At 73.6% G+C, this 21,853-nt stretch carries 19 protein-coding genes; 14 read left to right on the forward strand and 5 right to left on the reverse strand.

Annotated elements, in window-relative coordinates; genetic code table 11:
• Positions 1-516: 516 nt before the first annotated feature.
• From ACIQ7D_RS31870 to ACIQ7D_RS31880, 3 genes are all read left to right on the forward strand, one after another.
• Entirely contained in the window at positions 517-1,566 is a 1,050-nt protein-coding gene (locus ACIQ7D_RS31870; protein ID WP_403943619.1) for an NlpC/P60 family protein, read from the forward strand.
• A gap of 289 nt (positions 1,567-1,855) precedes the next feature.
• Positions 1,856-2,908 carry an NlpC/P60 family protein gene (locus ACIQ7D_RS31875; RefSeq protein WP_403943621.1) on the forward strand — a complete coding sequence of 351 codons (1,053 nt, stop codon included), beginning with the start codon at positions 1,856-1,858 and terminating at the stop codon, positions 2,906-2,908.
• A gap of 31 nt (positions 2,909-2,939) precedes the next feature.
• Positions 2,940-4,202, forward strand: a complete 1,263-nt coding sequence (locus ACIQ7D_RS31880; RefSeq protein WP_403943623.1) for a hypothetical protein — start codon at positions 2,940-2,942, stop codon at positions 4,200-4,202.
• On the opposite strand, the gene ACIQ7D_RS31885 is transcribed toward ACIQ7D_RS31880, so the two are convergent.
• Positions 4,159-5,406 carry a glycosyltransferase 87 family protein gene (locus tag ACIQ7D_RS31885; protein ID WP_403943625.1) on the reverse strand — a complete coding sequence of 416 codons (1,248 nt, stop codon included), beginning with the start codon at positions 5,404-5,406 and terminating at the stop codon, positions 4,159-4,161. The genes ACIQ7D_RS31880 and ACIQ7D_RS31885 overlap by 44 nt on opposite strands.
• Before the next feature lie 145 nt (positions 5,407-5,551).
• Here ACIQ7D_RS31885 and ACIQ7D_RS31890 point away from each other — a divergent pair, with 145 nt between their 5' ends.
• The gene (locus tag ACIQ7D_RS31890) at positions 5,552-6,706 is read left to right on the forward strand and encodes a glycosyltransferase family 4 protein (protein WP_403943627.1); all 1,155 of its coding nucleotides are present in this window, start codon (positions 5,552-5,554) and stop codon (positions 6,704-6,706) included.
• Positions 6,707-6,830: 124 nt separating this feature from the next.
• Here the strand turns inward: ACIQ7D_RS31890 and ACIQ7D_RS31895 are convergent, their stop codons facing one another.
• The gene (locus tag ACIQ7D_RS31895) at positions 6,831-8,642 is read right to left on the reverse strand and encodes an AMP-dependent synthetase/ligase (RefSeq protein WP_403943630.1); all 1,812 of its coding nucleotides are present in this window, start codon (positions 8,640-8,642) and stop codon (positions 6,831-6,833) included.
• 307 nt (positions 8,643-8,949) lie between these two features.
• Here ACIQ7D_RS31895 and ACIQ7D_RS31900 point away from each other — a divergent pair, with 307 nt between their 5' ends.
• The 6 genes from ACIQ7D_RS31900 (at position 8,950) to ACIQ7D_RS31925 (ending at position 14,000) form a co-directional block, all read left to right on the forward strand.
• Positions 8,950-9,732: a metallophosphoesterase gene (locus tag ACIQ7D_RS31900; protein ID WP_403943792.1), complete on the forward strand. Its 783-nt coding sequence runs from the start codon at positions 8,950-8,952 to the stop codon at positions 9,730-9,732.
• A gap of 73 nt (positions 9,733-9,805) precedes the next feature.
• Positions 9,806-10,252, forward strand: coding sequence for an SRPBCC family protein (locus tag ACIQ7D_RS31905; RefSeq protein WP_385005360.1), 447 nt, complete (start codon positions 9,806-9,808; stop codon positions 10,250-10,252).
• A gap of 6 nt (positions 10,253-10,258) precedes the next feature.
• A complete protein-coding gene (locus ACIQ7D_RS31910; protein ID WP_403943633.1) occupies positions 10,259-11,470 on the forward strand; it encodes an ArsA-related P-loop ATPase in 1,212 nt (403 codons plus the stop codon).
• Positions 11,471-11,559: 89 nt separating this feature from the next.
• Positions 11,560-12,057 (forward strand): DUF5304 domain-containing protein, encoded by a 498-nt coding sequence (locus ACIQ7D_RS31915; RefSeq protein WP_403943635.1) that lies wholly within the window; start codon positions 11,560-11,562, stop codon positions 12,055-12,057.
• A gap of 66 nt (positions 12,058-12,123) precedes the next feature.
• A complete protein-coding gene (locus ACIQ7D_RS31920) occupies positions 12,124-13,065 on the forward strand; it encodes an ROK family glucokinase (RefSeq protein ID WP_385005367.1) in 942 nt (313 codons plus the stop codon).
• Between the two features lie 176 nt (positions 13,066-13,241).
• Positions 13,242-14,000, forward strand: a complete 759-nt coding sequence (locus ACIQ7D_RS31925; RefSeq protein ID WP_403943637.1) for an endonuclease/exonuclease/phosphatase family protein — start codon at positions 13,242-13,244, stop codon at positions 13,998-14,000.
• Positions 14,001-14,067: 67 nt separating this feature from the next.
• Here ACIQ7D_RS31925 and ACIQ7D_RS31930 read toward each other — a convergent pair whose 3' ends face one another.
• Entirely contained in the window at positions 14,068-14,847 is a 780-nt protein-coding gene (locus ACIQ7D_RS31930; protein WP_403943639.1) for a hypothetical protein, read from the reverse strand.
• Complete coding sequence (locus tag ACIQ7D_RS31935; RefSeq protein WP_403943641.1) at positions 14,840-15,619, reverse strand: alpha/beta hydrolase; 780 nt, start codon at positions 15,617-15,619, stop codon at positions 14,840-14,842. Before ACIQ7D_RS31935 ends, ACIQ7D_RS31930 begins: the two co-directional genes overlap by 8 nt.
• 197 nt (positions 15,620-15,816) lie before the next feature.
• Here ACIQ7D_RS31935 and ACIQ7D_RS31940 point away from each other — a divergent pair, with 197 nt between their 5' ends.
• The 4 genes from ACIQ7D_RS31940 to ACIQ7D_RS31955 all read left to right on the forward strand — a co-directional run bounded on the left by ACIQ7D_RS31940 (position 15,817) and on the right by ACIQ7D_RS31955 (position 19,711).
• Positions 15,817-16,530 carry a lysophospholipid acyltransferase family protein gene (locus ACIQ7D_RS31940; RefSeq protein WP_403943643.1) on the forward strand — a complete coding sequence of 238 codons (714 nt, stop codon included), beginning with the start codon at positions 15,817-15,819 and terminating at the stop codon, positions 16,528-16,530.
• Positions 16,531-16,585: 55 nt separating this feature from the next.
• Complete coding sequence (macS, locus tag ACIQ7D_RS31945) at positions 16,586-17,833, forward strand: MacS family sensor histidine kinase (RefSeq protein WP_403943645.1); 1,248 nt, start codon at positions 16,586-16,588, stop codon at positions 17,831-17,833.
• A gap of 101 nt (positions 17,834-17,934) precedes the next feature.
• Complete coding sequence (locus tag ACIQ7D_RS31950; protein ID WP_403943794.1) at positions 17,935-18,579, forward strand: response regulator; 645 nt, start codon at positions 17,935-17,937, stop codon at positions 18,577-18,579.
• Between the two features lie 103 nt (positions 18,580-18,682).
• Positions 18,683-19,711: a 6-phosphofructokinase gene (locus ACIQ7D_RS31955; RefSeq protein WP_403943648.1), complete on the forward strand. Its 1,029-nt coding sequence runs from the start codon at positions 18,683-18,685 to the stop codon at positions 19,709-19,711.
• 79 nt (positions 19,712-19,790) lie between these two features.
• Here the strand turns inward: ACIQ7D_RS31955 and ACIQ7D_RS31960 are convergent, their stop codons facing one another.
• On the reverse strand, positions 19,791-21,743 hold the full coding sequence (locus ACIQ7D_RS31960; RefSeq protein WP_403943650.1) for an anthranilate synthase family protein: 1,953 nt from the start codon (positions 21,741-21,743) through the stop codon (positions 19,791-19,793).
• Positions 21,744-21,853 lie beyond the last annotated feature (110 nt).

A 21,853-nucleotide genomic window follows, 5' to 3' on the forward strand; every position in this document is an offset into this window, starting at 1 on the left:
GCCGAGACGGAGCGAGCGCAGCGAGTGCAGTGCACCTGACACCTCCCCGCCCGCCCCAAGGGGCGGACGACGCTACTTCGGAATGACTCGTCTAGCCGATGCCCCGCCGGATCCGACCCGGTCCGGTCGGTTCCGTTCGGTTCCAGTCGGTTCTGCTCGACTCTGCTCAGCTCTTGTGAACTAACGGCGGCAATGACCGAATTGGCCACGGCTTATGGCGGCGTGGCGTCAAATGTCCGCTACTGCATGTGTATTGCCGGTCTGCTGTCAGTCGGCGTCTGTAAATAATGTGCTTCGTGACTGAGTTTTTTCTTGCGAGGATTTGAACTGATCACAAGAAGGTCACTAGGGTCAGGCCTCGAACCTTCGCGCGGTTGATCACCCATCCGGGGTGACAGTGAAGGAACCGCCGTTTTCGCGCAGTTCGGCCCAGTTCGCGGGGGAGCCGTCCGTGCGAAGCCGGGACTGACGTCCCCAAGGACCGGCAGGCGGCTGAGGAAGAAGGAGCTCGCCTCCGTGGCGTCCCACCGTCGTCCCAAGCCCCCGAGCCGCACCAGGGTGACCGTGCTCACGGCGACCGCCGCCGCTGCCGTCGCGCTGACCTCCCAGGCCGCCAACGCCGCGCCGACGCCGAGCAAGGCCGACGTCAAGGAGAAGGTCGACAAGCTCTACGAGGACGCCGAGAAGGCCACCGAGAAGGCCAACGGGGCCGAAGAGGCGCAGGACAAGCTGGAGAAGCAGGTCGGCGCCCTTCAGGACAAGGTCGCCCGCGGCCAGGAAGAGCTCAACGAGATGCGGGACGGGCTCGGCCTGATGGCCAGCAGCCAGTACCGCACCGGCGGTATCGACCCCGCGCTCCAGCTCTTCCTCTCCTCCGACCCGGACAGCTACCTGGAGAAGGCGTCCACGCTCGACCAGGTCAGCGGCAAGCAGGCCGAGTCCCTCAAGCGGATCCAGGACAAGCAGCGGACCCTCGCGCAGCAGCGCCAGGAGGCCCAGGGCAAGGTCAAGGACCTCGCGGACACCCGCAAGGTGCTCACCGAGAAGAAGAAGGAAGTCCAGGGCAAGCTCAGCGCCGCCCAGAAGCTCCTCAACTCGCTCACCGAGAAGGAGCGCGCCGACCTCGCCAAGGCCGAGGAGGAGCGCGCCAGCCGGGGCAGCGGCAGCGGCGGCGGCTCGTCCTCCCGCGCCGACCTCGGGGACGCCCCGGCCTCCTCGTCCCGCGCCGGCGCCGCGTTCGCCGCCGCGCAGGGCAAGATCGGCACACCGTACGTCTACGGCGCCTCCGGCCCCAGCTCCTTCGACTGCTCCGGGCTCACCTCCTGGGCGTACGCGCAGGCCGGTGTCTCCATCCCCCGGACCTCCGAGGCCCAGGCCAACGCCGGTTCGCGGCTCTCGCAGGGCCAGCTCCAGAAGGGTGACCTGGTCATCTTCTACGGCGACCTGCACCACGTCGGCTTCTACGCGGGCAACGGCCAGGTGCTGCACGCGCCCAAGCCGGGCGCCAGCGTCCGCTACGAGGCCATCGGGAACATGCCGTTCCAGTTCGGTGTGCGCATCGCCTGACCACCGGGCGGGCAACGACCGGCCCGACGTCCCGGCGAAGACGCCCTGACCGTCATCTCCGGCCCGACACCCGCCCATTCGGGGGAATTCCCACCCCATACGCTGACACCCGCGCCCCGCCGATGACCTTGAGGTCTACGGCGGGGCGCCACTTTGTGTGCGCGGGGCGGTCGTTGGCCGCTCCGTGATCGCCCGGCTACTGTCTGCTCCGCGCAGCACCGGCCAGCGGTCCGCCCACCGGGCGGCAGGGCTGCGCCTGCGCGTACAGCGGAAGGGAGTTCGGCTTCCCGTGGTGTCCCATCGCCGACCCTCACAGTCCGGCCATGCTGCTCTGCGTTCCGGCACCCGTGGCAGCGCCGTCGCCGCCGTGTCCCTCGCGGCGGCCACGACGGCGGTGGCGCTCGGCGCCGCCCCGGCGGGCGCCGACCCGCAGGCGACGCCCGACGCGACCCGGGCCCAGGTCGACCGGCTCTTCGAGCAGGCCGAGCGGGCCACCGAGCGGTACAACAAGGCGGGCGAACGCGTCACAGAGCTGCGGACGCTGCTGGAGAGAGCGCAGGACAGCGCGGCGCGCGGCCAGGAGCGCGTCAACGCCATGCGCGGCGCGCTCGGTTCGCTCGCCGGCGCCCAGTACCGCTCGGGGGGCGTCGACCCCACGCTCGCGCTGCTGCTCTCCTCCGACCCGGACGGCTATCTGGAGAAGGCCGCCGTCCTCGACCGGGTCGGCGCCCGCCAGTCCGGCGCCCTGAAGGAACTCGGCCTGGCCCAGCGCAGCCTCGGGCAGGTACGCGGCGAGGCCGCCCGCGACCTCGCCGAACTGGAGCGCAGCCGGGCCGCCGTCGCCCGCCACAAGCGCACCGTCGAGGGCAGGCTCGCCGAGGCACGCCGCCTGCTCAACACCCTGACCGAGGCCGACCGGGTCTCCTACGACCGGGCCTCCCGCTCCGACCGGGGCGAGCTGCCCGGCGCGCTCTCCGGACCCGGGTCGCCCGCCACCGGGCGGGCCGCCGCGGCCGTCCAGGCCGCCCAGCGCGCCGTCGGGCGGCCCTATGTGTGGGGCGCCAACGGGCCCTCGGGCTTCGACTGTTCGGGGCTCACCCAGTGGGCGTACGGGCAGGCCGGCGTAGGCCTGCCGCGCACCTCCCAGGCGCAGCGGTACGCGGGGGCACGGGTGCCGCTCTCCCAGGCGCGCCCCGGCGACCTGGTGGCGTACCGCGACGACGCCAGCCACATCGGGATGTACGTGGGCAACGGCCAGGTGATCCACGCCCCGTACCCCGGCGCCTCCGTGCGCTACGACCCGGTCGGCATGCTGCCGGTCTCCTCCGTCACACGCGTCTGAGGCGCGGCGCGGGCCCCGTACGATCGGCGGCGTGGCAGGTCGGGAGCGTGACGACAGCGCCGGTACCGGCGGCGGGGTGCGGCGGCGCGCCGTGCTGCCGCTGCTGGCCGGGGCGCTCCTGGCGCCCGGCTGCACCGCGCCCGCCCGCACGCCGGCGCCCGCCCCCGGCGCGACGGCCGCGGACGGGATCCGCCGGGCCCTGGACCGCCGGGCCGCCGCCGCCCTGGACCGGGACGAGGCCGCTTACCTGGCCGCCGTCGACCCCGCCGCGCCCGCCCTGCGCGCCACCGCGCGCGCCGAGTTCAGGAACCTCGCCGAGGTGCCCCTCGACGCGTGGGCGTACCACCTCACCGGGGTACGGCGCTCCGGCGCGCGGGCGACCGTACGCGCCGAGTTGCGCTACCGGCTCGCCGGCCACGACAGCGTGCCCCTCGCCGCGCCCCGCGCACTGGAGCTGACCGAGCGCGCGGGGCGCTGGTACGTGAGCGCCGACCGGGCCGCCGAGGGCGGCGCCGCCCAGCTCTGGGAACAGGGCGCGGTACGGGCCGTGCGCGGCACGCACGCCCTCGTCCTGGGCGTCGGGCAGGACGAGGCGCGGCTGCGCGCGATCGCCGCCACCGCCGACCGCGCCGTACCCGCCGTGGACGCCGCCTGGCCGGGCCGCTGGGCGCGCCGGGTGGTGGTGCTGGTGCCCGAGGACCTGACGGCCTTGGGAGGGCTCCTGGGGGCGCCCGCCGCCGCTTACCGGTCCATCGCCGCGGTCACCACGGGCAAGACCGGCGGCTCCGGCGCCCCGCCGGCCGACCGGGTCGTCGTCAACCCGGAGGCGTACGGGGAACTCGCCGCCCACGGCCGGGAGATCGTACTGACCCACGAGACCACCCATGTGGCGACCCGGACGGCCACCTCGGCCGCCACCCCGTCCTGGCTCTCCGAGGGCTTCGCCGACTGGGTCGCGTACCGGGGGAGCGCGCTGACCGCCGGGCAGATCGCCCCCGAACTCCAAGGCGCCGTACGCCGGGGCGAGGCGCCCGCCGCGCTCCCCTCCGACGAGGACTTCGCGTTCGGCGGCGACCCGGACCGGCTGGCCCGCGCGTACGAGAGCGCCTGGCTGGCGTGCGAGCTGATCGCCGCGGAGTGGGGCGAGGAGATGCTGACCGCCTTCTACCGCGCGGTGGGCGGCCACCCGGGCCGCGCGGGCGCCGTCGAGAAGGCCGCGCGCGACGTCCTGTCGACCACCCCGGAACGGCTCACGGAGCGGTGGCGCGATCGGGTGCGGCGGCGTCTGGGCTGACGTCCGCCGCCGCGGCGGCGCGCCGGGGCCCGGAGACCGTCTCCCGCCACAGCCGCCCGCAGGCCAGCAGCGTGGCGGCGGCCAGCAGTCCGTTGCGTACGAACAGCAGCAGCACACCGAGCGGGTCCCCGGCGACCACATGGGCGAAGCCGAGCGGGAATTCGAGCAGGGTCACCCCCGTCGCGGCCACGACCAGCAGCACGGACGGCACCGTCCGGCTCGCCCGCAGCGTCGCGCAGACCGCGCCGAGCCCGACCAGCCAGAGCAGGTACTGCGGGCTGATCACCCGGCTCGTGGTGGTGAACAGCAGCACCGCCGCGAACGCCGCGTCGCACACGGTGTGGGCCGGATACGTACGGGCCCGCAGCCGCCACACCAGCAGCCAGCCCAAGGCGAGCAGGGAAAGCGCCAGCGCCAGCGAGCTGACCAGCGGGACGTACGGTCCGACGAACTCCACGGAGCCGTAACTCAGCCGCACACCCCCCTCCCAGCCGAAGTGCCGCCACACCTGGAACACCAGCGCGCCGAGCGACTCGACCTCCGTGCCCCGGTCGCGCTGGAAGGTGAGGAAGGCCAGTGCGCCGGGGAGCGCGGCGCAGGCGAACGCGGTCAGCAGGGCCGCCGTCACCGCCGCGCTCGTCCACGCCCGGCGGGTGGCCCGCCCCGGCGGGGTTCCCACCAGCAGCAGCGCCGGCCACACCTTCAGCAGCGCGCCGAACGCCGCGAGCGCCCCAAGGAGCCGCGGCCGCCCCACCCCGGCGAGCAGCGCGGCCACCGCCACCGCCGTCACCATCACGTCGTACCGGGCGTACGCGGTCGGCCCCAGCAGCGGTACGCCCGCCACCCACACCCACGCCCCCCGCGCCGACCGGCCGGCGCCCCGGGCCGCGCGCAGCAGCAGCCCGAGGACCAGCGCGTCGCACAGGAACGCCAGCACGAAGAAGGCCGAGGCGTAGCCGAGGAACGGCAGTACGGCGGGGGAGGCGACCGCCAGCGCCGCCGCGGGCGGATACTGCCAGGTCACGTCCGACAGCGGATAGGTGCCCGACCTCAGCACCTCGTACCAGCCCCGGTAGATCACCGAGACATCGCTGGTGACATCGGGACCCGGCACGGTGACGACCTTGAACACACAGAGCAGCAGGGCCGCCCGGGTGAGGGTCCACACCGCGATCGTGGCCCGTGTGCCGCGCGTACCCGTCATGACCGCCCTTCCCGCCGCTCCACCGGAGCCGACCCCCGGCCCGGTTCGTCCGGATTGCGGGGATCGGTGGACGCCATGATGCCGGTCCTGGCCGTGCGGGAGCCATGAGGCGGGGCCGCGTCGCGGCCCGGTACTGTCGGCGGCGATGCACAAGACATTGATCGTCACCAATGACTTTCCGCCCAGGCCGGGCGGCATCCAGGCGTTCCTGCACAACATGGCGCTGCGCCTGGACCCCGAACGGCTCGTCGTCTACGCGTCCACCTGGAAGCGGGGGCGCGAGGGTGTCGAGGCCACCGACGCCTTCGACGCGGAGCAGCCCTTCACCGTCGTACGCGACCGTACGACGATGCTGCTGCCGACGCCGCGCGTCACCCGCAGGGCGGTCGCGCTGCTGCGCGAGCACGGGTGCGAGTCGGTCTGGTTCGGCGCCGCGGCCCCGCTCGGCCTGATGGCGCCCGCGCTGCGCAGGGCGGGCGCGCGGCGCCTGGTCGCCACCACGCACGGCCACGAGGCGGGCTGGGCGCAACTGCCCGCCTCCCGGCAACTGCTGCGGCGCATCGGCGAGTCCACGGACACGATCACCTATCTGGGCGACTACACCCGGTCGCGGATCGCGCCCGCGCTCACTCCCGAAGCCGCCGCGCGGATGCGGCAACTGCCGCCGGGCGTCGACGAGAAGACCTTCCACCCGGACTCGGGCGGCGCCGCCGTGCGCGCCGCGCTCGGCCTCACGGACCGGCCCGTCGTCGTCTGCGTCTCCCGGCTGGTCCCCCGCAAGGGCCAGGACACCCTGATCCGCGCGATGCCCGCGATCCTGGCGCGGGTGCCCGAGGCGGTCCTGCTGATCGTGGGCGGCGGCCCGTACGAGGCCGACCTGCGGAAGCTGGCCGCGACCACGGGGGTCGCCGCCTCCGTACGCTTCACCGGCGCCGTCCCCTGGCGGGAGCTGCCCGCCCACTTCGGCGCGGGCGACGTCTTCGCGATGCCCTGCCGCACCCGCCGCGGCGGCCTCGACGTGGAGGGCCTGGGCATCGTCTACCTGGAGGCCTCGGCGACCGGCCTCCCGGTGGTCGCGGGCGACTCGGGCGGCGCGCCCGACGCGGTACTGGACGGCGAGACGGGCTGGGTGGTCCATGGCGGCCCGCCGGACATGGCCGCCCGGGAATCGGCCGACCGTATCGTCACCCTCCTCGAAGACCCGGAGCTGCGCCGCGCGATGGGCGAGCGCGGCCGGGCGTGGGTGGAGGAACGCTGGCGCTGGGACCTGCTGGCGGAACGCCTGCGCCTGCTGCTCTGACGGTCGCGCGCCGCTCCGGTCGTGCGCCGCTCCGGCCGTGCGCCGCTCCGGCCGTGCGCCGTTCCGGACGGGCGGTCGGTCAGGCGGGCGCGCGCCGGGGCACGCGCCCCGGCGCGCCCACCCGTCAGCTCTGGTAGATCGCCTCGATCTCGTCGGCGAAGTCCTTCGCCACCACGTTCCGCTTCAGCTTCATCGACGGCGTGATGTGCCCCGCGTCCTCGGTGAACTGCGCCGTCAGGACGCGGAACTTCCGTACCGACTCCGCCTTCGAGACCGCCGCGTTGCCCTCGTCCACCGCGCGCTGCACCTCCGCCAGCAGCTCCGGGTCGAGCCGCAGCGTCGCCGCGGTCGCGTCGGCCGGTTTGCCGTGGTCCTTCGCCCAACGGGCGAGGAACTCCTCGTCCAGGGTGACCAGCGCGCCCACGAACGGCCGGCCGTCGCCGACGACCATGCACTCCGCCACCAGCGCGTGCGCCCTGATGCGGTCCTCGATCACCGCGGGCGCGACGTTCTTGCCGCCCGCCGTGACCAGGATCTCCTTCTTCCGGCCCGTGATCGAGAGATAGCCGTCCTCGTCGAGCGTGCCGATGTCGCCGGTGTGGAACCAGCCGTCGGCCAGCGCCTCCGCCGTCGCCGCCTCGTTGTTCCAGTACCCCGTGAACAGGTGCTCGCCGTGCAGCAGCACCTCGCCGTCGTCGGCGATCCGCACGACCGAGCCCGGCAGGGGCTGGCCGACCGTGCCGATCTTCTGCCGGTCCCAGGGGTTGAAGGAGCTGGCCCCGCAGGACTCCGTCAGGCCGTACCCCTCCAGCACCGTGAAGCCGATGCCGCGGTAGAAGTGGCCCAGCCGCTCACCCAGCGGGGCGCCGCCGGAGATCGCGTACTCGCCGCGCCCGCCGAGCACCGCGCGCAGCTTGCGGTAGACGAGCCGGTCGAAGACCGCGTGGCGGATCCGGAGCCCCAGCGACGGGCCCCCCGGGGTGGGGAGCGCCCGGCTGTACGCGATCGCCGTGTGCGCCGCCTTGTCGAAGATCCGGCCCTTGCCGTCCGCCCGCGCCTTGGCGCGCGCCCCGTTGTAGACCTTCTCGAAGACGCGCGGCACCCCGAGGATCAGCGTCGGCCGGAACGCGGCCAGTTCCTCGGTGAGGTTCTTGATGTCCGGTACGCAGCCGAGCTTGATCGGCGCCATCACGGCCGCCACCTCGACCAGCCGCCCGAAGACATGCGCGGCGGGGAGGAAGAGCAGAACGGAGCACTCACCGGTACGGAAGAGGGGCTTGAGGCGTTCCACCGCGTTGCCGCACTCCGCGAAGAAGCTGCGGTGCGTCAGCACACACCCCTTGGGGCGCCCGGTGGTGCCCGAGGTGTACACGATCGTCGCCGGGTCGTCGGCCTTCGCCGTCGCCGCCCGCTCGTCGACCGTCGCGTCCGTGACCTCCGCGCCCGCGGCCGTCAGCTCCGCCACCGCGCCCCGGCCCGGCGCGCCCGCGTCGAGCTGCCAGACGTCGCGCAGCGCGGGCAGGGCGCCCCGTACGGACTCCACCGTCGCGGCGTGCTCGTCGCTCTCCACGATCGCCGCGACCGCGCCCGAGTCACCGAGGATCCACTGCACCTGCTCGGCCGAACTGGTGTCGTACACCGGGACGGTGACGGCCCCCGCGCTCCAGATCGCGAAGTCGAACTGCACCCACTCGAAGCGGGTCCGCGACATCAGCGCGACTCTGTCGCCCGGCCGGACCCCCGCCGCGATCAGTCCCTTCGCGACGGTCCGCACCTCCGCGAGGAACTGCGTGGCGGTGACATCGGTCCAGGCCCCGGCCACCTTGCGGCCCAGAACCGCGACATCGGGGTGCTGAGCGGCATTGCGGCGGATGAGATCCGTCAGATTGCCGTCCGAGGGGACCTCGTACAGGGCCGGAAGGCCGAACTCGCGCAAGACTGCTGCTCCTCATCGGGCGCCGGCGCCACGGCGTCGTGCGTGCCGGCTGCGGTCCAAGATCGGGCAGGTGCTCGACGGAAACGAGCACAACTGGACTGCCCGGACGTTACCCATCGGTACTTGTCACCGATAGGGGGTTCCGGCCAGATGTTCCTTGCGTCACATCGCCTTTGACGGTACTTCGCGCACAGTAGTCCACTCCTTTCGGGCCGCGAAAGTAACCGCAGGTCCGGCACCGTCCGCGTGCGCTCCCCCGCGCACCGCCGCGGGGGAGCGGCCCTGAGGAGGGCCTAGGGTGATCGGCATGGCGGGTATGGGCAGGCGGGTCAACGTGGTGAGCGACGTGCACGGGAACGCGAGGGATCTCGCGCGGGCGGGGGACGGCGCCGACGCGCTCATTCTCCTCGGCGACCTCGTGCTCTTCCTGGACTACGCGGACCATTCGCGCGGGATCTTCCCCGATCTCTTCGGTGTCGCCAACGCCGACCGGATCGTGGAACTGCGCACCGCCCGCCGCTTCGACGAGGCCAGGGAGTTCGGCCGCGCGCTGTGGGCCGCGCTCGATCTCGACCAGGAGACCGCGATCCAGCAGGCCGTACGGCGCCAGTACGCCGAACTGTTCGCGGTCCTCCCCGATCCGACGTACGCCACCTACGGCAATGTCGATATACCTGCCCTCTGGCCCGAGTACGCACGACCGGGCACCACCGTGCTCGACGGCGACCGCGTCGAACTGGGCGGCCGGGTCTTCGGCTTCGTCGGCGGCGGACTGCGCACCCCCATGCGCACGCCGTACGAGATCTCCGACGAGGAGTACGCCGCCAAGGTCGAGGCGCTCGGCGAGGTCGACGTGCTCTGCTCGCACATCCCGCCCGAGGTCCCCGAGCTGACGTACGACACCGTCGCCCGCCGCTTCGAACGCGGCAGCCGCGCCCTGCTGGACGCCATCCACCGGACCCGGCCCCGGTACGCGCTCTTCGGCCATGTCCACCAGCCGCTGGCCCGCCGGATGCGTGTGGGGGCCACGGAGTGCGTGAACGTCGGGCACTTCGCCTCGGCCGGGCGGCCGTGGACCATGGAATGGTGACCGTCGCACTCGCGATAGCCTGCACACCACAGACCCAGAAGCCGGAACAGCACCGGCACCGGAGGACACGGCGATGGCGGAACACACCAGTTCGAGCATCACGATCGAGGCGGCACCGGCCGACGTCATGGGCGTGATCGCCGACTTCGCCCGCTACCCGGACTGGACCGGCGAGGTGAAGCAGGCCGAGGTGCTCGCCACCGACGACCGGGGCCGCGCCCAGCAGGTCAGGCTGGTGCTGGACGCCGGCGCCATCAAGGACGACCACACCCTCGCCTACACCTGGACCGGCGACAACGAGGTGAGCTGGACCCTCGTGAAGTCCCAGATGCTGCGCGCCCTCGACGGCTCGTACCTGCTCAGGCCCGTCGCCGGCGGTCACACCGAGGTCACCTACCGGCTGACCGTCGACGTCAAGATCCCGATGCTCGGCATGATCAAGCGCAAGGCGGAGAAGGTCATCATCGACCGCGCCCTCGACGGCCTCAAGAAGCGCGTCGAATCCGGCTCGGGGGCCTGACCCCGGATGCGTACGGTCCTCGTCACCGGTCCCGGCGGCGCGGGCCGCACCACGGTCGCCGCCGCCACCGCGCTGGCCACCGCGCACCGCGGCGGACGCGTCCTGCTGCTCTCCGCCGACCCCCTCGACGACCTCCTCGGCCTGGACCGGGGCGCCGTCGGCACCGACCCGGTCCAGGTGGACGGCGGCGGCCTGTGGGCCGCCCGTGTCGACCCCGGCGAACACTTCCGTACGGAAACCCTCGCCCTCCAGGAGCGCCTCGCCGCCGGACTCGACCTGCTCGGTGCCCGCCCGCTCGCCGGCGAGGAACTCACCCCCCTGCCGGGCAGCGAGCAGTCCGCCCTGCTCCAGGCCCTGCGCCGGGCCGCCGCCGGCCACTGGGACACCCTCGTCGTCGACCTCCCGCCGCTGCGCGACGCCCTCGCCCTGCTCGCCCTGCCCGAACAGCTCCGCCGCTATCTGCGCCGGCTGCTGCCACAGGAACGCCAGGCCGCCCGCGCGCTGCGCCCGATGATGGCCCAGCTCGCCGGCATACCCATGCCCGCCCAGTGGCTGTACGAGACCACCGCCCGCTGGGACACCGAACTCGCCGCCGTGCAGCGGCTGATCGAGGACCCGGCGACCACCGTACGGCTGGTCGCGGAGCCCGGACCCGCCGCGGCGCGTGCGCTGCGCACGGCCCGGACCGCGCTCGCCCTGTACGGGCTGCGCGCCGACACCCCCGTACCCAACCGCCTGCTGCCGCACGACACGGCCGGCCCCTGGCTCGCGACGCTCGTCGCCCAGCAGCACAAGTACCTCGCCGAGTGGCCCGCGGACCGGCAGCCGGTCGGACACCTCGGCCGCGATCCGCAGGGGCTCGACGATCTCGCCCTGCTGGACGGCACGGGCACCGCCTTCGGGGAGCCCGGCACCGACGGCGGCGCCGGCTCCCTGGCGGTCCCGCCCCCGCCCGCCGCGACCCCCTGGCCCGTCGAGGACCGGCTCGCGGAGGAGAACCTGCTCGTCTGGTGCGTACCGCTGCCCGGCGCCGTCAAGAGCGAACTCAACCTCGTCCGCAGGGACGACGAACTCCTGCTGACCGTCGGCACGTTCCGGAGAATCGTTCCGCTGCCCTCCGCGCTGCGCCGCTGCACCGTCACCGGCGCCGCCCTCACCGACGGGGTGCTGCGGGTGCGCTTCACCCCCGACCCCGCTCTGTGGCCGCGCGGACACTGAACGACGTACCCCTGTTCGGGTACCGTCGAAGGTACGAACCCTTCCGCTGCCCATGGCGGGAGGCTCTGCCCCTGACGCAGGAGTACGCCATGAGCGACGCCACCGAGCGCCCCGCCGCCGACTCGGACGCCTGGGCCACGGCATGCGCGGAAGACCTGGAAGCGGAGAAGGCACGCCGCCGGGCCGCCTACGGGCCGCCGCCCGGCTCCGCCGCCGACGAACTGCGCAAGCTGTTCGACGCCGTCGCCGACAAGGTCTCCACGTTCCAGAGCCCGCTGCTGGGCATGGCCGCACAGGGCGCCGTCCAGCAGTTCGTCCAGCAGGCCAAGCAGGCCGTCGAACCGGTCATCGAGCGCAACCCCGGCGTCTTCGACCACCTCGCCGCGGCGGGCGGCGAACTCCTCGCCGCGTACCGCTCCGCCGTGGAGGGCCAGGAGGCCCGCTGGACCCAGGGCCCCTCGACCCCCGCGCCCGGCGGACCGGACGGCAAGCCCGGCACCGTACGGCCGGACACGGAGAAGTCCGACGACCCCACCGATCCCCGTGACGGGACGCCCGGTTCCGACGGCCGCATCGACCTGGACTGACCGGTCGGGCACCCACCCTCGGGTACCGTTGCCCGTAGCGGGGCTCGACCGAAAACTGAGGGACACATGGGACTCACCATCGGCGTCGACATCGGCGGCACGAAGATCGCGGCCGGCGTGGTCGACGAAGAGGGCACCATCCTGGAGACGCACAAGGTGCCCACTCCGCGGACCGCCGAAGGCATCGTCGACGCGATCTGCGCCGCGGTCTCCGGCGCCGGCGAGGGGCAGCAGATCGAGGCCGTCGGCATCGGTGCCGCCGGCTACGTCGACGACAAGCGCGCCACCGTCCTCTTCGCGCCGAACATCGACTGGCGCCACGAACCGCTCAAGGACAAGGTCGAGCAGCGGGTCGGGCTCCCGGTCGTCGTGGAGAACGACGCCAACGCCGCCGCCTGGGGCGAGTACCGCTTCGGCGCGGGACAGGGCCACGAGGACGTCATCTGCATCACGCTCGGCACCGGACTCGGCGGCGGCATCATCATCGGCAACAAGCTGCGCCGCGGACGCTTCGGTGTGGCCGCCGAGTTCGGGCACATCAGGGTCGTCCCGGACGGGCTGCTCTGCGGCTGCGGCAGCCAGGGCTGCTGGGAGCAGTACGCGTCGGGGCGCGCCCTCGTCCGCTACGCCCGGCAGCGCGCCAACGCCACACCGGAGAACGCGCGGACCCTGCTCGGTCTCGGTGACGGCACCATCGAGGGCATCGAGGGCCGGCACATCAGCGCCGCGGCCCGGGCCGGCGACCCGGTGGCCGTCGACTCCTTCCGCGAGCTGGCCCGGTGGGCGGGCGCGGGCCTGGCCGACCTGGCCTCGCTCTTCGACCCGTCCGCGTTCATCGTCGGCGGCGGCGTCTCGGACGAGGGCGAACTCGTCCTCGACCCGATCCGCAAGTCGTTCCGGCGCTGGCTCATCGGCGGCGAGTGGCGCCCGCACGCACAGGTCCTCGCGGCCCAACTCGGCGGCGAGGCCGGACTGGTGGGAGCGGCCGACCTGGCCCGCCAGGGCTGACCAGGCCCGCTACGGCCGCCCGGTCCCGGGCCTCCGGCCGATCGGTGCGGTACGTGCCCGTCGCCCCCCCTCGCGGGCAGGGGCGACGGGCACGGTGCCGTACGGACCCGAGTCGCTGTCCGTGCGCGGGTGGTGTCGGCCCGTACGGACCCGTTGGCTCCCGTATCGTCCCCACCATGGCGACGCCTCCGCCCCCGCTCCCCGACTCCCGTACCGAGCCGGACGGTTCGGCCGTGATCCGGGTGCTCAGCTACAACATCCGCTCGATGCGCGACGACCGTGCGGCGCTGGCGCGGGTGATCACCGCCTGCGCGCCCGATCTGGTCTGCGTGCAGGAAGCGCCCCGCTTCTTCCGCTGGCGCAAGCGGGCCGCCTGGCTGGCCGCCCACACCGGGCTCGTGGTGCTCGGCGGCGGCGCGCCCGCGACCGGGCCGCTGCTCCTGTGCTCGCTGCGCGTCGCGGTCGAACGCACCGAGGACGTCCTGCTGCCGCACACCCCCGGCCTGCACCGGCGCGGTTTCGCCACCGCGGTGGTACGGGTCGGGCGCGCCCGACTCGCGGTGCTGAGCTGCCATCTCAGCCTTCAGGCCGCCGAACGGTACGCGCAGGCGGGGATGGTGCTCGACCGGCTGGCGGCGATGGACGTACCGCACGCGGTCGTGGCGGGCGATCTCAACGAACGGCCCGGCGGCCGGGGTTTCCGGCTGCTGGCCGGGCGGCTCCAGGACGGCTGGGCGGTCAGCCCGTGGGGCGACGAGCACACCTCCACACCGGACCGCCCGCACCAGCGCATCGACGCGGTCCTCGCCACCGGGGGGATCGACGTCCTCGGCTGCGGGGTGCCGCGCGGGCTGCCCGGTGTCACCGAGGCCGACCTGCGGGCGGCCACCGACCACCTTCCGGTGCTCGCCGCCCTGCGCGTACCGGCGCCGTAGGGCGGTGCTCCCCGGCGGCTCTGACGACCGCCGGGCGGTCGGACGACCGCGCCCGCCGCCGGGCGGGTCAGACGACCGCGCCGCGGCCCGGGTCGTCGCTCTCGTCGTCGTCCGGGTCCATCCGCGCCACCAGCGTGGCGAAACCGCCCAGGAAGCCGCCGACGCAGAGCGTTGTCAGCCACCACGTCATGTCCCAGCTCAGCAGGACCGCGATCAGCATCAGCACCGGGCCGCCGATCACCGCGAGCCAGGCGAACCTGGAGGTCACGTCGGACTCGGGCAGCGGGGGCGGCTCCGGCGGGACGAAGTGGCCCTCCTCGTCGGCGGTGTCCCCGTCCCCGGGCTCCGCGAGCCGGTAGTCGCGCGGACCGCCGGCCCCGGGGAGGGCGATGCCGGGCCCGCCGACACCGGGCGCGAAGGTGATCGAGGAGCCCAGCGCCGACTTCCCGGCCTCCGGGTCCTCGTCCGCGCCCTGCGCGCCTCCGTCCGGGCTTCCGTGCGCGTCCCTCGCTCCGTCCGCGTTCTCCGCCGCGCCCGCGCCCTGCGCTCTGTCGCCGTCCGAGGTCCGCTCCGTCCCGGCGGCCCCGGCCGGGTCCGCCGACGGCGCGGGCGGCGGGGGCTTCAGCTGCTCCAGTGGCTCCGGCGTCTTCTTCCCGGCGCCCGGGCCGTCCGGCCCGGGTCTCGGCCCGTTCCGGTCGCCCTCCAGCAGTGCCAGGTCCTCGACCGACTTGAACGGCTTGGCGCCCGGCGGATCCGCCGGCTCATCCCCGTACCCGGCGACGATCGCCGCCCAGGCGGCCTCCTCGTCGATCGGCTGCGGTTCGCGGTTCGCGTCATGCTCAGCCACCGGTGGTGCTCCCCTTCTTCCCGACAGTCGGAGCGAGCCGGCCGATGAACGCGTGACTCTCCTCGAAAATCCGCTCCGCGTCATGGTCCAACGTCGCGACGTGGTAGCTCTGTTCCAGCAGGACCTCGCGAACATCCGTCGAGGAGACCCGGCCGAGGATCCTGGCCGAGTCGGCCGGCGGCACCACATGGTCCACCGCGCTGTGCAGCAGCAACAGCGGCTGGTTGACCCGGGGCAGCTCCCCGTCCACCAGCCGGAAGAAATTCCGCAGCGAGTGCGCGCAGTGCAGCGGCACCCGGTCGTAACCGACCTCCGTGTTGCCCTCCTTGGCGATGTCGCTCGTCAGCCCCTTGGTCGTCGCCACGAGATGGCGGAGGACCGGCAGCGCGTGCGCCGCCGCCCCGTGCACCTTGATCCCCGGATTGACCACGACGACCCCGCTGACCGCCCGCCCGTGGAGCGCGGCCAGCCGCAGCGCCAGCGCCCCGCCCATCGACAGCCCCAGCACGAAGACCCGCTCGCACCGCTCCAGCAGCTCCCGCAGGGCCCGGTCCACCTCCGCGTACCAGTCCTGCCACCCCGTGAGCCGCATGTCCTCCCAGCGCGTGCCGTGCCCCGGCAGCAGCGGGAGCGACACCGTCAGCCCCTGCCCGGCCAGATATTCGGCCCAGGGACGCAGCGACTGGGGGGAACCGGTGAATCCGTGACAGAGGAGGACGCCGACCTCGCCGCCCTCGTGGCGGTACGGCTCGGCTCCAGGAAGGACCGGCACCAAAGGTCTCCTGTTCGTGAGGTGTTCGTGAGGCTCGGGAAGGTGTACTTCACCGTACGCGACCGGACCGACACCGACCAGGTCCGTCCGCCCCTTCCGCGGACCTCACGGCACGCCCCGTGACCGCCCCCATGGAGGGGGAGCGCGGGCACCCCACGGGTTAAGGTCGGTCGACAGCACAACAGAAGGAATTCGAGTTGATCTACGGCGCAGTGAAGTTCTCCATCGGAGGGTCGCTGAAGCTTGCCTTCAGGCCCTGGGTGGAGGGACTTGAGAACGTTCCCGCCGAGGGGCCCGCGATCCTCGCGAGCAACCATCTCTCGTTCTCGGACTCGTTCTTCCTCCCGGCGGTGCTCGACCGCAAGGTCACCTTCATCGCGAAGGCGGAGTACTTCACCTCGCCCGGGGTGAAGGGCAGGCTCACCGCCGCCTTCTTCAAGGGCGTCGGACAGCTCCCCGTGGACCGCTCCGGCGGGCGAGGCGCGGGCGAGGCGGCGATCCAGAGCGGCATAAAGGTCCTGGAGAGCGGCGAACTCTTCGGTATCTACCCCGAGGGCACCCGCTCGCCCGACGGCCGTCTCTACCGGGGCAAGCCCGGCGGCCTGGCGCGCGTGGCGCTCGCCACCGGGGCGCCCGTCATCCCCGTGGCCATGATCGACACCGAGAAGATCCAGCCGCCCGGCAAGGTCGTCCCCAAGCTGATGCGCCCGGGGATCAGGATCGGCAAGCCGCTGGACTTCACGCGCTACCAGGGCATGGAGGGGGACCGCTTCATCCTGCGGTCGGTCACCGACGAGGTGATGTACGAGATCATGAAGCTGTCCGGCCAGGAGTACGTGGACATCTACGCGACGGCGGCCAAGCGGCAGATCGCGGACGCGGCGAAGGCCGCGTCGCCCGCCGGGGGCTGAGCACGCGGGGTGGCCCCGAAAGGGCCCGGGGCGGAGCAGGGGGAGGACAGGGGAGATGGCCAAGGGCGAGCGTGTGGTGCGCATGTCGGTCGAGCAGCCGCTGTGGCGCGCGCTGGGCGGCTACCGCGTCCTGACGATGGTCTACGCGGTGCTGCTCTTCGTCCTCGAACGCGGCCGTTTCGAACGCCCGTGGGTCGCCGCGTCCTTCCTCGCCGTCCTGGCCGTCTGGACGCTCGTCACCCTCCCCAAGGTCGCCAACGCGGTGAGCTGCACCAAGCGCTTCCTGGGCGTCGATCTCACCATCGGCCTCACCGGCATCCTGCTCACCCCCTTCGCCGACCTCCAGGCCCGCTCCGTCGACGGGCTGACCCTGCCGTCGATATGGGTCGCCGGATCGGTCCTCGCCTTCGCCGTGAAGGGCGGCTGGCGGTGGGCCGCCTTCGCGTCGACCTTCGTCGGCGCGGCCAATCTGATCGAGCGCGGCCACCCCACCCTGGACACCGTGCACAACGTGCTGCTCGTCTGGGTCGCCTCCATCGCCATCGGTTACGTCGTGGAGGTCGCCCGCGCCTCCGAACGCACCCTCGCCCGCGCCCTGGAGATCGAGGCCGCCACCCGCGAACGGGAGCGGCTCGCCCGCGACATCCACGACAGCGTGCTCCAGGTCCTCGCCATGGTGCAGCGGCGCGGTACGGCGCTGGGCGGCGAGGCGGCCGAGCTGGGCCGGCTGGCCGGGGAGCAGGAGATCGCCCTGCGGACGCTGGTCTCCAGCGGGCTGGTGCCCGTCTCGCGCCTCCCCGAGGACGCCGGGCGGGGCGAGGCCGTACGCGGCGCCGACGACACCACGGGACCGGCCGAGGGCGCGCAGGCCGGGTCCGGGCCGTGCGACCTGCGGACACTGCTCGCGCCGTACGCCGGCTCCCGGGTCACCTTCTCCGAACCGGGCGCCCCCGTCGTACTGGAGCCCGCGGCGGCCCGCGAGCTGGCGGCGGCCGTCGGCGCGGCCCTGGACAATGTGAACAGACACGCGGGCGAGGACGCCCGCGCCTGGATCCTGGTCGAGGACTGGGGACGGGAAGTGATCGTGACCGTACGGGACGACGGCCCCGGCATCCCGGACGGCCGGCTCGCGCAGGCGGAGGGCGAGGGGCGGCTCGGTGTCGCCCTCTCGATCCGTGGCCGGCTGCGGGATCTGGGCGGTACGGCCGAGCTGGTGTCGGTGCCGGGACAGGGCACGGAAGTCGAGTTGAAGGTTCCGCGCGGGCCGGCGGAGCCACGGGGACGGGGAAAGACGGAGCGATGAGCGAGCAGAGCACAGTGGGTACGGCGGACAGCGCGGACACGGCGGCAGGACCGGGAACGGACGGCGTCGGCGGCGGGGACGGCGGCGGGCCGATCCGGGTGATGGTGGTCGACGACCACCCGATGTGGCGCGACGCCGTCGCCCGCGACCTGGAAGCGGCCGGCTTCGACGTCGTCGCCACCGCCGGGGACGGCCCCCAGGCGGTGCGCCGCGCCCGCGCCACCACCCCGCGGGTGCTCGTCCTGGACCTCAACCTGCCGGGCATGCCCGGCGTCCAGGTCTGCAAGGAACTGGTCGGCTCCCTCCCCGGGCTGCGCGTCCTGGTGCTCTCCGCCAGCGGTGAGCACGCCGATGTGCTGGAGGCGGTCAAGTCCGGCGCCACCGGCTATCTGCTCAAGTCGGCCAGTACGCAGGAGCTGACCGACGCCGTACGCCGCACCGCCGGGGGCGACCCGGTCTTCACCCCGGGCCTGGCGGGCCTGGTGCTCGGGGAGTACCGCCGCCTCGCCTCCGAGCCCGCGCCGGCCGCCGCCGACGAACCGAGGGCGCCCGAACTGACCGACCGCGAGACGGAGGTGCTGCGGCTGGTCGCCAAGGGCCTCTCGTACAAGCAGATCGCCGAGCGGCTGGTCATCTCGCACCGCACCGTGCAGAACCACGTCCAGAACACCCTCGGCAAGCTGCAACTCCACAACCGGGTCGAGCTGGTGCGCTACGCGATCGAGCGCGGCCTCGACGACATCTGATCGCCGCGAAACATTGCCGTCCCCCCTCTGGTGCGACGGGACCGCCCCTGTGCACCATGCCGGAGTGACCTGAATCACCCCTCCTGGCGAAGGGACGTGTTTCATGCGGGTCGGAGTGCTGACGGGCGGCGGCGACTGCCCCGGGCTCAACGCGGTCATCCGCGCTCTCGTACGCAAGGGAGTCCAGGAGTACGGCTACGCCTTCACCGGTTTCCGGGACGGCTGGCGCGGTGCGCTGGACGGTGACACCATACGGCTCGACATCCCCGCCGTGCGCGGCATCCTGCCACGCGGGGGCACCATCCTCGGCTCGTCGCGCACCAACCCGTTCAAGGAGGAGGACGGCGTCCGCCGCATCAGACAGACCCTGACGGCGACGGACGTCGACGCGCTCGTCGTGATCGGCGGCGAGGACACCCTCGGGGTGGCCTCACGGCTCTCCGGCGAGTACGCGGTCCCCTGCGTCGGCGTCCCCAAGACCATCGACAACGACCTGTCGGCGACGGACTACACGTTCGGCTTCGACACCGCCGTCGGGATAGCCACCGAGGCCATCGACCGGCTGCACACCACCGCCGAGTCCCATATGCGCGTCCTGGTCTGCGAGGTGATGGGGCGGCACGCGGGCTGGATCGCGCTGCACTCCGGGCTGGCCGGCGGCGCGAACGTCATCCTCATCCCCGAGCAGCGCTTCGACGTCGACCAGGTCTGCGCCTGGGTGACCTCCCGCTTCAAGGCGTCGTACGCGCCGATCGTCGTCGTCGCGGAGGGCGCGATGCCCAAGGACGGCGACCTGGTCCTCAAGGACGGCTCGCTGGACTCGTACGGGCACGTCCGGCTCTCCGGGGTCGGCGAGTGGCTGGCCAAGGAGATCGAACGGCGCACGGGCAAGGAGGCCCGCACCACCGTGCTCGGCCATGTCCAGCGCGGCGGCACCCCGAGCGCCTTCGACCGCTGGCTGGCCACCCGCTTCGGCCTGCACGCGATCGACGCGGTGCGCGAGGGCGACTACGGGAAGATGGTCGCCCTGCGCGGTACGGACATCGTGCGCGTCCCGATGGCGGAGGCGACGGCGCGGCTCAAGACGGTCCGGCCCGAGCTGTACGCGGAGGCGGGCGTCTTCTTCGGATAGCGCCCGGCCCGCGGCCCGGTGGCGGACCGGCCGCCGGGCGGCCGGGCTCCCGCGCACCCGACCGCCCGCCGTACCGCCGTCACCCCCGCCGTACCGCCGCCGCGCCCACCCCCGCCAGCAGCTCCGCCACGATCCCCGGGCCGTCCAGCGTAAGCACCGACTCCGGGTGGAACTGCACCGAGGCGAACCCCGCTCCCCGCAGCGCGTGCACCTCCCCGCTCGCCGCCTCCCGGCTCACCTCGACGCCCCGTGCGGCCAGCCGCGCCGCCGCCGCGTCGTCGCACCGCGCGGTGAAGCTGTTGTAGAAGCCCACCGTCTCCTCCCGGCCGAACAGCTCGATCCGGGTCTGGAGCCCCTGGTACGGCGCCCGCTTGCGTACGGTCCCCAGCCCCAGCTCCGCCGCCAGCAGCTCATGCCCCAGACAGACCCCCAGCACCCCGTGGCGCCGGCCGCCGGGCGCGTCCAGCAGCTCCGCCGCCAGCCCGCGCAGCGACCGCATCCTCGGATCCGCCGTGTCCGCCGGGTCCCCGGGGCCCGGGCCCAGCACCACCGGCCCCACCCCGTCCGCGTGCCGGAGCGCCGTCTCCCGCAGCCCGGCCTCGTCGTGGCGCCGTACGGTCACGGCCAGCCCCGAGGCGCGCAGCAGATGTGCCAGCATCGCGGTGAAGGTGTCCTCGCCGTCGACGATCAGCGCGTGCCCGGACGGGGCCGCCGCGCTCTCCCGCATCCGCAGCCAGAACGGCGCGAGATCCGCGCGCCGCGCGTCCAGCGCCGCCCGTACCCGCGGGTCGTCGGCGAGCCGGGGCCGCGCCGGTTCCGCGTGCGGGCGCCCCGGACGTACCCCCAGCGCCGCCAGCACCCCCGCCGCCTTGGCGTGCGTCTCGGCCACCTCGCTCTCCGGCCGGGAGTGGCGTACGAGCGTGGCCCCGACCGGCACCCGCAGCGCGCCGTCGGCGTCGATGTCGGCGGTACGGATCAGGATCGGGGAGTCGAGGGTCTGGGCCCCGCCGGCGTCCCGGCCGAGGAGCGCGAGCGCGCCCGCGTAGTAGCCGCGCCCGCCCTCCTCGTGGCGCTCGATGACCCGGCAGGCGTTCTGCACCGGCGAGCCGGTGACCGTCGCCGCGAACATCGTCTCCCGCAGCACCTCGCGCACATCGAGCGACGAGCGCCCGCGCAGCTCGTACTCGGTGTGCGCGAGGTGCGCCATCTCCTTGAGCCGGGGCCCGATCACCACCCCGCCCCGGTCCCCGACCGTGCACATCATCTTCAGCTCCTCGTCCACGACCATCGAGAGCTCGTCGGTCTCCTTGCGGTCGCCCAGGAACTCCAGCAGCGCCTCGGGAGCGGGGCTCCCGGCCGGATAGCGGAAGGTCCCGCTGATCGGGTTCATCACGACGGTCCCGCCGCTCATCCGGACATGCGCCTCGGGGCTGGCCCCCACGAGCGTGCGCCCGCCCGTGTGCACCAGGAACGTCCAGTACGCCCCCTGCTCCCCGACGAGCAGCCGCCGGAAGAGCGCGAGGGCGTCGACGCGGCCGAAGCCGGGGATCCGGCCCTCGAAGGTGCGCCGGATGACGAAGTTCGCGCCCTCGCCCCGGCCGATCTCCTCGTCGACGACCCGCCGCACGATCTCCGCGTACCGCTCGTCGTCGAGGTCGAAGGCGCCGTCCTCGACCCGTACCGCGTGCGCGGGCAGCCGGTCGAGCACCTCGCCGAGGGGCAGCTCGTGCGTCTCGTCCGCGACCAGCACGGCCAGCGGCGTCCCGTCGTCCCGTACGTCGAAACCGCGCTCCCTGATCTGCCGGAACGGCACCAGGGCCAGCGCGGTGCGGTCACCCGCCGGGAGATCGGCGAGCCGGTCCGCCTCGTGCACGGAGCCGGTCAGCAGCTCCACGGTGTCGTGGTCCCGGCCGGGGGTGCGGCGGCGCAGCAGGGCGAAGGGCGGGCAGCCGTCGTCCAGCAGCCGGCCGATCAGGTCGGCCGTGGACGGGCGGGTACGGGAGCCGGGGGCGGCGCCTGTGTCGGTGTTCATCTGCGGTGTTCCTTCCGGAGGAGGAGGAACGGCCCGCTTTCCCGGCCGGGAACCTGGCATCCGGACCTGGAGAACACTGAAGGCCGCCCCTCGGGCGGCCTTCGTGATTC

The sequence above is a fragment of the Streptomyces sp. NPDC096310 genome (genome assembly GCF_044763125.1).
GTDB lineage: Bacteria > Actinomycetota > Actinomycetes > Streptomycetales > Streptomycetaceae > Streptomyces.

Excerpts from the sequence above, each read along its gene's own strand:
- ACIQ7D_RS31955 (WP_403943648.1), top strand. The coding sequence starts at position 18,683 with ATGCGGGTCGGAGTGCTGACGGGCGGCGGCGACTGCCCCGGGCTCAAC.
- ACIQ7D_RS31915 (WP_403943635.1), top strand. The coding sequence starts at position 11,560 with ATGAGCGACGCCACCGAGCGCCCCGCCGCCGACTCGGACGCCTGGGCC.
- ACIQ7D_RS31885 (WP_403943625.1), bottom strand. The coding sequence starts at position 5,406 with ATGACGGGTACGCGCGGCACACGGGCCACGATCGCGGTGTGGACCCTC.
- ACIQ7D_RS31960 (WP_403943650.1), bottom strand. The coding sequence starts at position 21,743 with ATGAACACCGACACAGGCGCCGCCCCCGGCTCCCGTACCCGCCCGTCC.
- ACIQ7D_RS31920 (WP_385005367.1), top strand. The coding sequence starts at position 12,124 with ATGGGACTCACCATCGGCGTCGACATCGGCGGCACGAAGATCGCGGCC.
- ACIQ7D_RS31905 (WP_385005360.1), top strand. The coding sequence starts at position 9,806 with ATGGCGGAACACACCAGTTCGAGCATCACGATCGAGGCGGCACCGGCC.
- ACIQ7D_RS31890 (WP_403943627.1), top strand. The coding sequence starts at position 5,552 with ATGCACAAGACATTGATCGTCACCAATGACTTTCCGCCCAGGCCGGGC.
- ACIQ7D_RS31910 (WP_403943633.1), top strand. The coding sequence starts at position 10,259 with ATGCGTACGGTCCTCGTCACCGGTCCCGGCGGCGCGGGCCGCACCACG.
- ACIQ7D_RS31900 (WP_403943792.1), top strand. The coding sequence starts at position 8,950 with ATGGCGGGTATGGGCAGGCGGGTCAACGTGGTGAGCGACGTGCACGGG.
- macS (WP_403943645.1), top strand. The coding sequence starts at position 16,586 with ATGGCCAAGGGCGAGCGTGTGGTGCGCATGTCGGTCGAGCAGCCGCTG.
- ACIQ7D_RS31950 (WP_403943794.1), top strand. The coding sequence starts at position 17,935 with ATGGTGGTCGACGACCACCCGATGTGGCGCGACGCCGTCGCCCGCGAC.
- ACIQ7D_RS31925 (WP_403943637.1), top strand. The coding sequence starts at position 13,242 with ATGGCGACGCCTCCGCCCCCGCTCCCCGACTCCCGTACCGAGCCGGAC.